Here is a 14,378-nt window from a genome sequence, read left to right as displayed (position 1 = left end):
GTGTCCCTTACAAGAAAAACAATACGAGGTTCATACGATGAAAGTGTCCCGAAAGTCTGCTGTTCTGCTAGGTATAGGTTTCGCTCTTATGTCCGGACTCTCCCAAGCCAGCTCGTTGCATGTTGATCGTGCCCCGTTCGGGTCACTTCCTGATGGCCGTGCCATTGAGCGCTATACGTTACAAAACAGCAACGGAATGCGAGTTGGCATCATTACTTATGGCGGTATCGTCCAATCCATTGAAGTGCCCGATGCAAAAGGGCATATGGAAGATGTCGTTCTAGGTTTTGATGATGTGAAAGGCTATCTGGATAACGGCACCGTTTACTTTGGTGCGCTGATCGGCCGATTCGGCAATCGCCTGGCCAAGGGTAAGTTCGAGCTTGATGGCAAGACGTATCAGGTGCCGATCAATAACGATCCAAACGCCCTGCATGGCGGGCCGGAAGGTTTCAATACCAAGGTATGGCAGGCCAAGCCTATCGAGGGCAAGGATTGGAAAGGCGTATCGCTTAGCTATGTTTCGTCTGATGGTGAGATGGGCTTTCCAGGCACGCTCACAACTACTGTGCGTTACACTCTCAACGAGCATAACGAGTTGCAGATCGAATATACCGCAACGACGGATAAGCCTACGGTAGTCAACCTGACCAATCACAGTTATTTCAATCTGGCGGGCGCTGGCAACGGGACCATTCTTGACCAAAAGGTGACTATCCATGCGTCCAAGTTCACCCCGATTGATTCAACGCTGATTCCAACCGGGGAATTGGCTGATGTGAAGGGTACGCCTATGGACTTTGTCCATCCGACTGCTATCGGTGCGCACATTCGTGACAACGACCAACAGCTGAAATATGCCGAGCCCAAACAGGGTGGCTTTGATTTCAACTGGGCATTTGATAAGCCGGGCCAGCTCGACGCCGTAGCGGTTACGGCTTTTGATCCATCATCCGGGCGGCGCCTGGAGATGTATACAACCGAGCCGGGTGTGCAGTTTTATACCAGCAACTTCCTGGATGGCACTATTAAAGGTAAGCAGGGCAAGGTTTATCCGCACTGGGGAGCGTTTACGCTGGAGGCTCAGCACTTCCCCGATGCGCCAAACCAGCCCAACTTTGCCAGCACTCGCTTGAACCCCGGCGAGACATACAAGCAGACTACCATCTACAAGTTTTCGACCCTCAAGCAGTAATCTCCTGTCTATGGGGCTGCGCCGTCAGCCCCATATCCTGTCTTAATTCCTCAATTAACATTTTGGCTGGTGCGGTGACGTCCATGCCTTGGCGAATGACTACGCTATAGGGCTCGCTGTTGATTTGCAGGTCAATGGAAAACCGCTTGAGCAGGCCAAAGCGTTCACTGAAGAGCGCTACATCGCTAGGCATCACAGCCAGAAGATGCGGATCCTCCTGCAACAGGCTAAGCATCGTGAACGTAGAGGCCGTTTCGATGGGATAGCGCGGGAAGTCGAGCCCTGCAAGGCGAAACTGCTGTTCGAGCGCGAGGCGCATGGGCATGTTGGAGGGATAGACAACCCAGCGATAGCCTGTCAGCTCGTCCAGACTGGAAAGTGATGCGTCGGCCAGCGGATGGTTGGGATGAGCCACCAGCGCCAGGCTTTCTGGATGTTCGATCAGCTTTTCATACGCATCAGGCCGGGTGCTTACGCTGGTTCGGCAAATCACTACGTCTACCCGCCCTTGGTCGAGAAGGGCAAGCAATCGCGCGCTGGTATCCTCCGCGATATGAATCGACAGTTCCGGCTGTTTCTGGCGAAGCCGATTGAGCGACTGCATGAGCAGCGGCACCGCACCCATGATAACGCCAATGGACAACCGGCCACCCTGACCATGCAGGATGCCAATCATTTCTTCCCTGAGGTGGGCAATGTCAGACTGAATGAGGCGCGCATATCGAGTCACGCAGCGTCCCAGATCGTTAGGCACCAGTCCCTGACTGGTACGTGTAAAAAGGGTGGCGCCTAGTGTCGCTTCAATTTCATGGAGGGCTTTCGTTGCACCCGGTTGAGTAATAGCAACCTGCTCGGCAGCTTTGTGCAGTGAGCCATGCTCCTCAAGGGCAATGAGAAGCTTGAGCTGACGTACGCGTAGGCGCGATGAAATGGAATTCAAAGATGGAATCATGGGAATAACCAAAGGTTATCACTTAATCAGTACCTCTCATTAGGCAGCGTTCTGCGCGCGCCGTAAAGTATACGCTATCCATTCAGCCCATAACGATAAGAGCAAACCCCATGAGACTGATTCAATTTGAGACTTCAGAAGGCCAGCGCCATGTAGGAGTGGTTGAAAGCGAGAATCTCCAGATTGTACGTAATGTTCGCACGACACGTGAGCTGGCACTGAATGCAATCCGAAACGGACGTGATCTGGTTGCTGAGGTCCAGGCGCAGGGTACCGAGCCAGGGCCGAGTTATGACAGTGTGCTTGAAGCCCGTCGCGTATTACCTCCGCTGGATCATGACGATACGGCCCACTGCCTGGTTACCGGAACTGGGCTTACGCATCTGGGCAGTGCTTCTACGCGAGACAAGATGCATCAGCATAACAATCAGGACGAAGCCAAGTTGACCGACAGCATGCGTATGTTCAACTGGGGACTTGAAGGCGGACGACCTTCGGCCGGTAAAGTGGGGGCGCAGCCAGAATGGTTCTACAAGGGTGACGGCAGCATTGTTGTCCGTCCGGGCGAGGATTTTTCCCTTCCCGAGTTTGCCGAAGATGCCGGTGAAGAGCCTGAATTGACCGGCCTGTATGTCATCGGTGATGACGGGGAACCTTATCGGGTAGGTTTTGCGCTGGGAAATGAGTTTTCCGATCATGTCATGGAACGGAAAAACTACCTTTATCTAGCGCACTCTAAACTGCGCTGTTGCGCATTTGGGCCTGAATTACGAGTAGGTGAGCTGCCTCGCCACCTTTCAGGTATGAGCCGGATTCGCCGTAACGGTGAGGTCCTTTGGGAAAAGGAATTTCTTTCAGGCGAAGAGAATATGTGTCACAGCCTGGCGAATCTTGAATATCACCATTTCAAGTACAACCAGTTTTTGCGTCCGGGCGACGTACATGTACATTTTTTCGGAACGGCTACACTGTCCTTCGCTGACGGTATCAAGGCGCAGCCGGGAGATCGGTTCGAAATCAGCATGCCTGAGTTCGGTAAACCTCTGATCAATGGCATCGCTTCCCATAAGCCGGATTTCGTAATAGGCAACATCAAAGCGCTATAACTTTCTGAACATCAAGTGCTTTAAACGTGGGTTGTCAGCTAAATCTGCCTTCATAAGAGGCCGGTTAAATCACTAAATTGCTATGTTGTATGATGACTTAAAGTCCGACAGGATGTACCTTTAGTGCCTGACACCGATGTTCTTCTCATTTTATCTGCGTGAGCATTGGCTCGCGCAGTGTCCTGAAACCCTTTATGGTCAAGGAGTTAAGCATGCAGATCACAGGACATAACTATGTTGGCGGAGCGCGTAGTGCTAAAGGCGAAACTATCGTCTATAGCGTGGATGCGACCTCTGGAGAACAGTTATCGTATAAGTTCTATCAGGCTACGCCTGAAGAAGTTGATGCTGCTGCACGTGCTGCGCAAGAGGCTTATCCCATCTATCGCAGCCTGAGCGCTGAAAAGCGTGCCAGCTTTTTGGAAGCCATTGCAGACGAACTGGACGCGCTGGGTGACGATTTCGTGCAGCTGGTTTGCCGCGAAACCGCATTGCCTGCTGGCCGTATCCAAGGCGAGCGTGGACGCACCAGTGGACAGATGCGCCTATTCGCTCAGGTCCTGCGTCGTGGTGATTTCTACGGGGCGCGCATCGACCGTGCCTTGCCTGACCGCAAGCCGCTGCCTCGTCCAGACCTGCGCCAATACCGTATCGGTCTTGGTCCAGTAGCCGTATTCGGTGCAAGCAACTTCCCGCTGGCATTCTCTACCGCAGGCGGCGACACCGCTTCGGCGCTGGCTGCCGGTTGCCCGGTTGTGTTCAAGGCCCATAGTGGTCACATGGGAACAGCTGAATATGTGGCTGAAGCCATTGTTCGTGCGGCTGAGCGTACTGGCATGCCGGCTGGTGTTTTCAATATGATCTACGGCGCTGGCGTCGGCGAGCAGCTCGTCAAGCACCCAGCCATCCAGGCGGTCGGTTTCACGGGCTCGCTGCGAGGTGGTCGCGCACTATGTGATATGGCTGCTGCACGTCCTCAGCCGATCCCGGTCTTTGCTGAAATGTCCAGTATCAACCCGGTTCTGCTGATGCCTGAAGCACTCAAGCAGCGCGGCGATAATGTGGCTAACGAGCTGGCCGCTTCGGTCGTGTTGGGATGTGGTCAGTTCTGTACCAACCCGGGCCTGATCATTGGCATTCGCTCGCCGGAGTTCTCTGCATTCCTGGAGCGTTTCGCCGCGACCATGAATGACCAGCCGGCGCAGACCATGCTCAATGCAGGCACCCTGAAGAGCTATGTCAAAGGTCTCGAGCATTTGAATGCTCACTCCGGTATTACTCATCTTGCCGGTGCAACCCAGCAAAATAACAATCAGGCTCAGCCACAGTTGTTCAAGGCTGATGTCAGCTTGCTGCTGGAAGGTGATGAGTTGTTACAGGAAGAGGTTTTTGGTCCAACTAGCATTGTGGTAGAAGTTGCCGATAAGGCCGAGCTGATTCGCGCATTGCATGGCCTGCATGGCCAGCTGACTGCGACGCTGATTGCCGAGCCGGGTGACTTGGAAACCTACGGTGCTGAGCTGACAGCTGTGCTTGAGCAAAAAGCAGGGCGCCTGTTGATCAATGGTTATCCAACCGGCGTAGAGGTCTGTGACTCCATGGTTCATGGTGGCCCTTACCCGGCAACGTCCGATGCTCGCGGAACCTCCGTAGGTACGTTGGCCATCGATCGCTTCCTGCGCCCGGTCTGCTACCAGAATTACCCGGATGCATTGCTGCCTGAGCCACTCAAGAACGCTAACCCGCTGGGTATTGCCCGTCTGGTTAACGGCGTTACGACACGCGATGCGCTGAGCTGATCGCTCCGTTAATGAAAAGCCCCGGCGTGCCGGGGCTTTTTTATGGCTATTCGCCCTCTAATACCAGAGTAAGAGCCTTACGTGCGTCTTCTAGTTGTACCAGGGTGGCATGTTTGGCGCCCAGGGCATCGCCATGTTGAATAGCCGTCAGGATCGCTTTATGGCGGGGAAGGGCGAACTCATGAAGGTTGGGACGCCTGTTTGATTGCTTGAGCGATTCGCGCAATGCCAGCGATAGCATGTTGCAGAGGTTAGCCAAGAGGTCATTGTGAGTGGCTTCGGCAATCTGACTGTGGAAATCCAAGTCCGGTTGTAACCACTCTTCCGGCGTCTTGGCTGCTTCCATGCGCTGATAAGCGTTCTCAATGGCCGCTACGTCATCAGGTGTGGCATGCGTAGCAGCAAGCGCGGCGGCTGCGGGCTCTATAATGCAGCGCACGCTTGAAAGCATGTTGAAGAAATCGTTTTGTGGCGTCGTTTCCATCAGCCAGTGCAGTACGTCGGGATCAAGCATATGCCATTCGCGACGAGGCCTGACAACCGTGCCCACCTTGGGTTTGGAGTAGACAAGCCCTTTGGCTACCAAGACCCGGGTTGCCTCGCGCAGCACCGGGCGGCTGACAGCATACTCCTCGCACAGCAACGCTTCAGGCGGAAGCTTGGAGTCTGCAGGAAAGTGGCCAGAAACGATATGCCGGCCCAACTCCTGAACGATTCGGGCATGCATGCTTTTGCGAAGTGAAGGTTTGCGATATTCCATGAGGCGCGACGTGGCGATCCTGTTTCGAGGCCGCGCATCATAACATTCGCCCCTCGCCAATGCGGAAAGGGGCGTTGAGAACTCACTCAATGTGAATGTCTCGGCACCTCGGAGCCACGGCAGCCGACGAGGAAGTCAAAATCACAGCCCTCATCGGCCTGCAGCACGTGGTCCACGTACAGCTTGCGGTAACCGCCACCGAGCAGGTTGGCGTTCGGGTCCTGCCAGTCCGCCAAGCGGGCCTGCAGCTCTTCATCGCTGATATCCAGATGCAGGCGGCCGTTCTCGCAGTCCAGCTCGATCATGTCACCGTCACGCACCACCGCCAGCGGACCACCTGCCGAAGCCTCCGGCGCTACGTGCAGCACCACCGTCCCGTAGGCCGTCCCACTCATGCGCGCGTCGGAAATACGCACCATGTCGGTAATGCCCTTGGCCAGCAGCTTGGGTGGCAGACCCATGTTGCCCACCTCAGCCATGCCCGGATACCCTTTTGGTCCGCAGTTCTTGAGCACCATGACGCAGGTCTCGTCGATATCCAGGTCCGGGTCGAGCACACGCTCCTTGTAATGCTCCAGGTTCTCGAACACCACCGCACGGCCCCGGTGCTGCATCAGCTCCGGTGTGGCAGCAGAGGGTTTGAGCACTGCTCCCTTGGGTGCCAGGTTGCCCCGTAACACGCAGATGCCGCCGTCCTTGCGGATGGGATTATCCAGCGTACGAATAACCTCATCCTTGCCATAGATCGGCGCCTCGGCACAGTTCTGCCAGATCGATTGGCCATTGGCAGTCAGGGCATCAGGGTGCGGCAGCAGGTTTGCCTCGCCCATTCGGCGAATCACTGCAGGCAAGCCACCGGAGTAGTAGAATTCTTCCATTAGGAAGCGACCGGACGGCTGCAGGTCGACAATGGTGGGCGTACCGCGACCGACCCGCGTCCAGTCGTCCAGCTCAAGGTTTACGCCCATACGTCCGGCGATGGCCTTGAGGTGAATCACGGCATTGGTCGAACCGCCGATGGCGGCGTTAACCCGGATGGCATTCTCGAAGGCTTCCTTGGTCAGGATCTTCGACAGGCGAAGGTCCTCATGCACCATGTCCACGATGCGCATGCCGGAGAGGTGCGCCAGTACATAGCGACGCGAATCCACGGCTGGGATCGCAGCGTTATGCGGAAGCGAGGTGCCCAGGGCTTCAGCCATGCAGGCCATGGTGGAGGCAGTACCCATGGTGTTACAGGTACCGGCCGAACGGGACATGCCGGCTTCAGCAGAGAGGAACTCGTTCAGGTCGATCAGCCCACCCTTATAGGCCTCGTGCATCTGCCAGACGATGGTACCGGCACCGATGTCGCGACCGTGGTGCTTGCCGTTAAGCATCGGCCCGCCGGTCACCACGATGGCGGGTACGTCGCAGCTGGCCGCGCCCATCAACAGCGCTGGTGTGGTCTTGTCGCAGCCGGTCAGCAGCACCACGGCATCGACCGGGTTGCCGCGGATGGCTTCCTCCACGTCCATGCTGGCCAGGTTACGGGTCAGCATGGCGGTGGGGCGCAGGTTGGACTCGCCATTGGAGAAAACGGGAAACTCGACGGGAAAGCCGCCGGCTTCGTAGACGCCGCGCTTAACGTGCTCGGCAATCTTGCGGAAGTGAGCGTTGCAAGGGGTAAGTTCGGACCAGGTGTTGCAGATCCCGATGATGGGTTTGCCCTGGAACTCGTGGTCCGGGATGCCCTGGTTCTTCATCCAGCTGCGATACATGAAGCCGTTCTTGTCGGCATTGCCAAACCACTGGGCCGAGCGCAACTGGGTTTTTTTCTCAGACATGTTGTTAACTCTTATTTGTCATACTAAACGGAAGTATTTATCCGAATTTAGACTTAATAAGCTTTCATGTGAAGTGTTGTTGAGTAAAAAGTATTACTTTATAGTCCATATCACCAGTGCGGCTGCTATGCTCAAGCCGTACATAACAAAAACAATCGGAGACTTGGCTATGAGCCCAGAAATGCGGCTGATCCGCCTCATCACACTCAAACTTATTCCCTTCCTTATCCTGCTGTACCTTGTAGCCTACGTGGACCGTTCCGCTGTCGGGTTTGCCAAGTTGCATATGGGGGCAGATATCGGCATCAGCGATGCGGCTTATGGGATGGGGGCAGGACTGTTCTTTATCGGATATTTCCTGTTCGAAGTGCCAAGCAATTTGTTCCTGACTCGCTTTGGAGCGCGCCGCTGGTTTGCACGGATCCTCATTACCTGGGGTGCCATTACGATTGGCATGGCCTTCATCCAGGGGCCAACCAGCTTCTATGTAATGCGGTTTCTACTTGGTATTGCGGAGGCGGGATTCTTTCCTGGGGTGCTGTACTACATCACGCAGTGGTATCCCATACGTCACCGCGGCAAGATCCTAGGATTTTTCATCCTGTCGCAACCCATTGCCATGATGGTGACTGGTCCGCTCTCGGGCGCCTTGCTAGGCATGGAAGGCATAATGGGTCTGCATGGCTGGCAGTGGCTGTTCATTCTTATCGGTACGCCTGCAGTATTGCTCGCATGGCCAACCTTGCGTTTTCTGCCAGATGGTCCGGCAAAGGTGAAATGGCTATCGGCTGATGAGAAACGCTGGTTGGCAAACGAACTTGAAAAGGATTTGCAGGAATATGGCCAGACACGTCATGGCAATCCACTGCATGCACTCAAGGACAAGCGCGTCCTGCTACTGGCACTCTTCTATCTGCCGGTGACCTTGAGTATTTACGGCCTGGGCTTGTGGCTGCCGACGCTGATTCATCAGTTTGGCGGAAGTGACATCATGACCGGCTTTGTCTCGTCCGTTCCTTATCTCTTTGGCATTATTGGTCTTTTGGTTATTCCTCGCAGTTCAGATCGCCTGAATGATCGTTATGGTCATCTGGCGGTCCTGTATGCGCTAGGTGCCATAGGCTTCTTCTTCAGTGCTTACCTAAGTGCACCAGCACTGCAATTGGGGGCTTTGTGTCTGGCGGCCTTCAGCCTGTTTTCCTGCACTGCAATCTTCTGGGCGCTACCAGGCCGCTTTTTCTCGGGTGCCAGTGCCGCCGCTGCCATTGCGCTGATCAATTCGGTGGGGAACCTGGGAGGTTATATCGGACCGTTTGGTATTGGCGCACTTAAAACCTATACCGGGACATTATCGTCCGGTTTGTACTTCCTGGCAGGAGTACTTTGCATAGGTCTTTTGATGACATGGGTCGTGTATAACCAGCTGGAGCGGCGCCTTGCGCTCAAGACTGCCCCATCTTCCTGAGCGGCAGGCTGCATAAAAAAGCCACTCTTGATGAGTGGCTTTTTGCTTTATCAGTGCTGGATATGCAAGCCGCACTCACGGTTTTCTTCGCCCTTGGTGGGGTCGAAGTAATCGAAGTTGTTTGGCAGATTGTGCTCCACCAGATATTGATACAGGTCTTTAGAGGTCCAGTTCAGCAGGGGGGCAACCTTGATCAGGCCATCCTGGTTGATGCTGACCGGCTGCATTTGGGCACGTACTGCAGTATCGCTTGCGCGCAATGCGGTAAACCATACGCTGGGTGCCATTTCCCGCAGTGCGCGGGTAAACGGCTCAAGTTTGACTTCTTCGGTAAAGGCCTCATGGCGTGGATCGTCTAATCCAGGCACAGGACCTTCAATAGCTTCGCGATGGGCCCGCGAGCGCTTGGGTAGATAAGTGATCAAGTTGAGATTAAGTGCGCGGGCGACCTCATCGGCGAAGCGATAAGTCGCCTCGGTATTATAGCCATTGTCCATCCATACCACAGGGATGTCGGGCTTTACGCGCGTTACCATGTGAAGAATGACCGCTTCAAACGGACGAAAATTGGTCGTGCAGATAGCCGGCTTGCCAAGACCCAATGCCCAGGCAACAAGCTGCTCAGGCTGATTGGCGAATTCGGCATTGATGCGGTCCAGATCAAGTGACATGGCAAGGCTCCAACGCTAATAAGTCAAGACGAGCATGGTAACAAAGCCCCGTCTGGGCTGCACGACGTAGCGGCATCCGTCAGGCTATGCATCTCAAGGGTATTCAATAACACTCGTACCTTGGCAATGGATTCCTCATACTCGTCTTGCCATTCTGAGTCCCTGACGATTGCACCGCCGCCCCAGCAGCTGGCCATCCCGTCCTTGATCAATACACTGCGAATAGCGATGGAGCTGTCCATCTCGCCCCGCACGTCGATATAGAGCAGGGAGCCACAGTAGATGGAGCGGCGAGTCGGCTCCAGCTCATCGATGATTTCCATTGCCCGAATCTTGGGGGCTCCGGTGATTGAGCCGCCTGGAAAGCTTCCGGCCAGCAGATCGAATACATCGCAACCGGATGCAAGCTCACCCGTCACACTGCTCACCAAGTGATGCACGTTTGGATAGCTCTCCAATGTAAACAGCTCAGGGACTTTGACCGAGCCTATTCGGCAGCTGCGTCCCAGGTCATTACGCAAAAGATCAACGATCATTACATTTTCGGCACGATCTTTTGGACTGGCCAGCAATTCATCTGCCAGGGCGGCGTCTCGTACGGGGTCCAGGCTGCGTGGTCGCGTCCCTTTGATGGGGCGTGTTTCCACCCGACCGTCATGCACCTGAATGAAGCGTTCAGGTGAGTGGCTGAGGATGGCACCGCCCTGGATGGGCATATAACCGGAAAAAGGCGTAGGGCAGGCGGCTCGCAAGGTGCGGTAGGCTTGCCAGTCCGATCCAGAGCAGGGCGCCTGAAAGCGCTGTGTGAAGTTGATCTGATAACAGTCCCCGGCGTTTATATACGCCTGGGTTCGCTCGATTTGTTCGCGATAGCGCTCTTTAGTCAGATTCGCCTGGAATGGGGTTTTCAGGCAAAAAATTTGATCCTGGCTTGGAGTAACCGGACTCGTGAAGAGATCGATCAGGCGCGAGCGTTCAGCGGCATTCAGTATCGGATGAAATACTAGCTGGCTGGTCTGTCTTTCATGATCGCTAATCAATGCCCAGCCATACAGACCCAGTCTGGCCTCAGGCAACCTCAGATCATCCTGGGCCTGAGCTGGTAGACGCTCCAGCTGGCGACCAAAATCATAGCTCAGATAGCCCATCACGCCACCTGCAAAGGGCAGATCTACTTCGGTGGGAAGCTGCGCCGCTCCGAGCCTGCCGAGTGCGTGGCGAAGCCGAGCGAAAAACGAATGCCCTGATTCCTCCGCTAAAGGGGTGAGCTGCTCCAGCGGCCAGGCACTAAGCAGGTCATATCGTCCACGTGTGGCCGTTGGTCTGCCAGAGTCCAGCAGAATAGCACCCTCCGCATTACGGATGCGCTCGAAGAAATCACCGGGATCTGCTTGGTAGTCAAGCGGATAAAGTGTGCAGGTGAGCATGTGTTCAGCGCGTTACGGTAGATGAGGAGACGTGCCCGAATAACCGTTGAGAAAAGGCTACACGCTCTTCCGCTGTTTCAACGATACCCTGGGCCTGCATTTCGGCGAGACGAGCCTCTACTGCCTGAGCTCGCAAGGTAAGTCCGCTGTCATTGGCAATCTGAATATTCAGGCCAGGCCGTGCATTGAGTTCAAGAATCAGAGGTCCTTTATCTTTGTCGAGCACCATGTCAACACCAATGTAACCCAGCCCGGATAATTCATAACAGGAAGCCGCCAGGCGCATGAAGCCGTCCCAGTCCGGCAACTGTACGCCGTCTACAGGATGGGCGGTATCCGGGTGCTTTTCGATCTTGGCGTTAAGCCAGGTGCCACGCAGCGTAAGTCCGGTTGCCAGGTCCACTCCGACACCAATGGCACCCTGGTGCAGGTTGGCCTTGCCGCCGGACTGGCGTGTAGGCAGGCGTAACATGGCCATTACGGGGTAGCCCATCAAGACGATAATTCGAATGTCCGGAACACCTTCATAGCTGATATTGCGAAACAGCTCATCAGGGATGACCCGGTACTCGATGAGTACTCGATCTCTATGGCCACCGAGTGAATAGAGACCCGAGAGGATGCTGGAGATGTGATATTCCATGTCCGAACGGCTAACCATCTTGCCGGAGACTGTTTTCAATCGCCCCTCAAAGCGGTCGGCAATGACCAGAATGCCGTCGCCACCAGCCCCCTGTGCGGGTTTAACGACGAAATCCTGATGGTTCTCAATAATCGTATCGATCTTCCCGATGTCGTGCTCTGTCGAGATGATCCCGTATAAATCCGGCACATGGATGCCTGCCTCGATTGCTCGCTGCTTCGTCAGGATTTTGTCATCCACGACCGGGTACAGGCTGCGCTTGTTGTACTTGAGTACATAATCGGCATTACGCCGGTTGATACCCATGATCCCTCGAGCCGAAAGGGCCTTCCATGTTTTGATCAAACCGAACATGTCAGTCTTCCTTCAGCAGGGCCTTGAAGCGAACCAGTTCCGTCAGGCGATAACCGCGATAACGACCCATTGCCAGCATGAAGCCCACCAGAATCAACAGGACGGCCGGGAACGTAAATACGAAATACACCAGCGGTGGGATTTTCATCAGAAGATAAGCCAGCGAGCCTGCGAACAACGTGCCGATGGCGACCTTGAGAGCATGGTTGGCGCCACGCTCCTCCCAGGTTATCGAGAGTCGCTCAATGGTCATGGTCAGAATAACCATTGGGAAGAGCGCAACCGAAAGGCCGTTTTCAAATCCCAATTTGTGACTGAACAGGCTGATGGCGGCAATCATGAGTACGACGAACGTCAGTACAACCGACAGTCGAGGCAGCATCTGCAAGCGGAGGTGTTCCAGGTAGGAACGCAGGGAAAGGCCCAGTGCAGTGATCACGGTGAACAGACCGATGCCCCACTGCAGGCCGGTTTCCCGGAAAGCCAGTGCAATCAGAACCGGTGTAAAGGTTCCCAATGTCTGCAGGCCTATAAGATTTCGCAGTATGAGAATCACGAGCACGCCAAGCGGAATCATGATCATCGTCTGGTAGGTCTGCTGGGTCTGGAGGGGTAGGCCGTACAGGGAATAATCCATGAAGGCCGTCTCCACACTCGAATTGGTGAGCTGAGCCAGGCGAATGGCATTCATCTGGCTGCTGTCCAGCGTGAACGTCACATTCGCTTTACGACCGCCATCGAGGTTCAGCAGTTGACCGTCACCGCTCCACCAGATCATGCGATCGGACGGTAGACCGCGCTCGCCTGTTTCAGGATTGAAATAGATCCAGTCCTTGCCGTTATAGCTGCGCAGCCAGAGTTCCGGATTTTGCTGAATGTGGGCGACAAGGCGCAGGGTGTGAACCTTTTCCAGGGGTACACGTGCCAGCGACACCAGCAGATCGACGGTCTGTGCACGCTTAGTGATACTGGTGTCACCATTGAGTAACAGCTTTACGTTGTCGTCATTGACGTTATTGACGCGCCTGATGGCTTCGCTGATGAATGTTTCCACATCCGCTGAGTGCTGGCGGATAGGCGCGATCAAGGCTTCAGCGGCCAGGCGCTCAGGACCTTCCGGCAGAACAATAGGGTCTCGAGTAACCGGGCCTTTTTCTTCTCGTGGCTTGTCACTTCCAAAACGCTTGGTCATAACCAGACGGTAATACAGGGTCTGGTCGCCTTTGGCGCGTCGTGCAGACCAGGTCAGCTGTCGGTTACCCTCTATACGGCTGACGTTAACGCCGTAGTTATTGGAGACAAAGCTCTCGTTAAGGCTGACGTAGCCTTGCGTCAAGGGGGGAACGAACAGTTGTACTTTGACGGGCACGTGGGGTGTGGCAGTAAACGTAACCTTGGCATCGATGCTCCATAACTCATCCGTTTCATCCTGAGTGATCGGAATGCCCAGCCCAAAGATCTGGTAGGCGGTAATGGATACGCCAAGTAGAACCAGAACGGTGATAAGAATCTTCAGATGCAAATTAATGGAGCGCATGCAGGTTACTCGACTTTCAAATAGGGCATGCCGGAGTACCGGCCAGATAAGAGCGGGAGACGTCAATCAAGGCGTCATAGCGCCTGAGTGCCTTGCTGCCAATCAGCAAGGGAAAGTCAAAGTGGCTACGGTTCGTAAGATTGACCTCAATCGTATGCCTCTCATTTCCCATGCAGATAACCATTGGAATAACGGGACGACTGGTATGCATCTTGGGTTCGACCCCTGGTGTGTGGTCTGCATGCCGCCGCTTGATATGGCTTACACGAAGCAGAGGGCGCTCCAGCGTAATGTCATGGGCCTGATCAATAGCCAGAGAAAAGCGCACCCAGCGCTCCCCGCTACGGGTAAATAGATGGATGCGGTGTGCACTCAAGGAGGCGGTTTCTGCACCCGTATCAAGCTTTGCTTTAAGGTGTAAATTTAGCTCCGGCAGATACACATTTTCATGCAGGCCATACGTTCGCTTCTCGCTTGAAAAGCACAGGGTGCTCCATAGCAGGGGCACGCTAAACAGTAGATAAATTAAAGATTTCATCAAGCTAGTGCAGGCCAGGCATGTGCCAGCGGAGGATGGCTTCCGGCACAGTGCGTCAGTCAAAAGGGCGCATTCTAGCATGGGCCCCTTTCTAAACCAGTGAAG

Annotated in this window: 12 protein-coding genes; 4 read left to right on the top strand and 8 right to left on the bottom strand. The window is 54.8% G+C overall.

Going from position 1 to position 14,378, the window contains the following annotated elements; all coding sequences use genetic code 11:
- The first annotated feature begins 37 nt into the window (after positions 1-37).
- Positions 38-1,195 (top strand): aldose epimerase family protein, encoded by a 1,158-nt coding sequence (locus tag JQR86_RS12190; RefSeq protein WP_125888924.1) that lies wholly within the window; start codon positions 38-40, stop codon positions 1,193-1,195.
- Here JQR86_RS12190 and JQR86_RS12185 read toward each other — a convergent pair.
- Complete coding sequence (locus tag JQR86_RS12185) at positions 1,185-2,147, bottom strand: LysR family transcriptional regulator (RefSeq protein WP_312271415.1); 963 nt, start codon at positions 2,145-2,147, stop codon at positions 1,185-1,187. The genes JQR86_RS12190 and JQR86_RS12185 overlap by 11 nt on opposite strands.
- A 110-nt stretch (positions 2,148-2,257) precedes the next feature.
- Here JQR86_RS12185 and araD1 point away from each other — a divergent pair, with 110 nt between their 5' ends.
- Both araD1 and JQR86_RS12175 read left to right on the top strand, forming a co-directional pair.
- Positions 2,258-3,253, top strand: coding sequence for an AraD1 family protein (gene araD1 / locus JQR86_RS12180; protein ID WP_434153642.1), 996 nt, complete (start codon positions 2,258-2,260; stop codon positions 3,251-3,253).
- Positions 3,254-3,465: 212 nt separating this feature from the next.
- Positions 3,466-5,052, top strand: coding sequence for an aldehyde dehydrogenase (NADP(+)) (locus JQR86_RS12175; RefSeq protein ID WP_125888922.1), 1,587 nt, complete (start codon positions 3,466-3,468; stop codon positions 5,050-5,052).
- 46 nt (positions 5,053-5,098) lie between these two features.
- On the opposite strand, the gene JQR86_RS12170 is transcribed toward JQR86_RS12175, so the two are convergent.
- Positions 5,099-5,812, bottom strand: a complete 714-nt coding sequence (locus tag JQR86_RS12170; protein WP_074827402.1) for a FadR/GntR family transcriptional regulator — start codon at positions 5,810-5,812, stop codon at positions 5,099-5,101.
- An 86-nt stretch (positions 5,813-5,898) separates the two neighbouring features.
- Entirely contained in the window at positions 5,899-7,638 is a 1,740-nt protein-coding gene (locus tag JQR86_RS12165) for an IlvD/Edd family dehydratase (RefSeq protein ID WP_434153641.1), read from the bottom strand.
- 169 nt (positions 7,639-7,807) lie between these two features.
- On the opposite strand from JQR86_RS12165, the gene JQR86_RS12160 reads away from it, so the two are divergent.
- Positions 7,808-9,103: an MFS transporter gene (locus JQR86_RS12160; protein ID WP_150347701.1), complete on the top strand. Its 1,296-nt coding sequence runs from the start codon at positions 7,808-7,810 to the stop codon at positions 9,101-9,103.
- Positions 9,104-9,153: 50 nt separating this feature from the next.
- On the opposite strand, the gene JQR86_RS12155 is transcribed toward JQR86_RS12160, so the two are convergent.
- Genes JQR86_RS12155 through JQR86_RS12135 form a run of 5 tightly spaced genes read right to left on the bottom strand, consistent with a single transcriptional unit; the run spans position 9,154 to position 14,273 of the window.
- Positions 9,154-9,774, bottom strand: a complete 621-nt coding sequence (locus tag JQR86_RS12155; RefSeq protein ID WP_010797785.1) for a phosphoadenosine phosphosulfate reductase family protein — start codon at positions 9,772-9,774, stop codon at positions 9,154-9,156.
- Positions 9,775-9,797: 23 nt separating this feature from the next.
- On the bottom strand, positions 9,798-11,201 hold the full coding sequence (gene pabB, locus JQR86_RS12150; protein ID WP_286788194.1) for an aminodeoxychorismate synthase component I: 1,404 nt from the start codon (positions 11,199-11,201) through the stop codon (positions 9,798-9,800).
- Positions 11,202-11,205: 4 nt separating this feature from the next.
- Entirely contained in the window at positions 11,206-12,198 is a 993-nt protein-coding gene (locus JQR86_RS12145) for an alpha-L-glutamate ligase-like protein (RefSeq protein WP_239380403.1), read from the bottom strand.
- A 1-nt stretch (position 12,199) separates the two neighbouring features.
- Positions 12,200-13,735, bottom strand: coding sequence for an inactive transglutaminase family protein (locus JQR86_RS12140; protein WP_074827389.1), 1,536 nt, complete (start codon positions 13,733-13,735; stop codon positions 12,200-12,202).
- Between the two features lie 16 nt (positions 13,736-13,751).
- Positions 13,752-14,273: an ATP-dependent zinc protease family protein gene (locus tag JQR86_RS12135; protein WP_051370192.1), complete on the bottom strand. Its 522-nt coding sequence runs from the start codon at positions 14,271-14,273 to the stop codon at positions 13,752-13,754.
- Positions 14,274-14,378 lie beyond the last annotated feature (105 nt).

The organism is Pseudomonas sp. JZ134 (genome assembly GCF_051027695.1).
GTDB lineage: Bacteria > Pseudomonadota > Gammaproteobacteria > Pseudomonadales > Pseudomonadaceae > Chryseomonas > Chryseomonas luteola.
The sequence above is the reverse complement of the archived record's forward strand: the minus strand, read 5'-3'. Positions and strand labels throughout refer to the sequence as shown.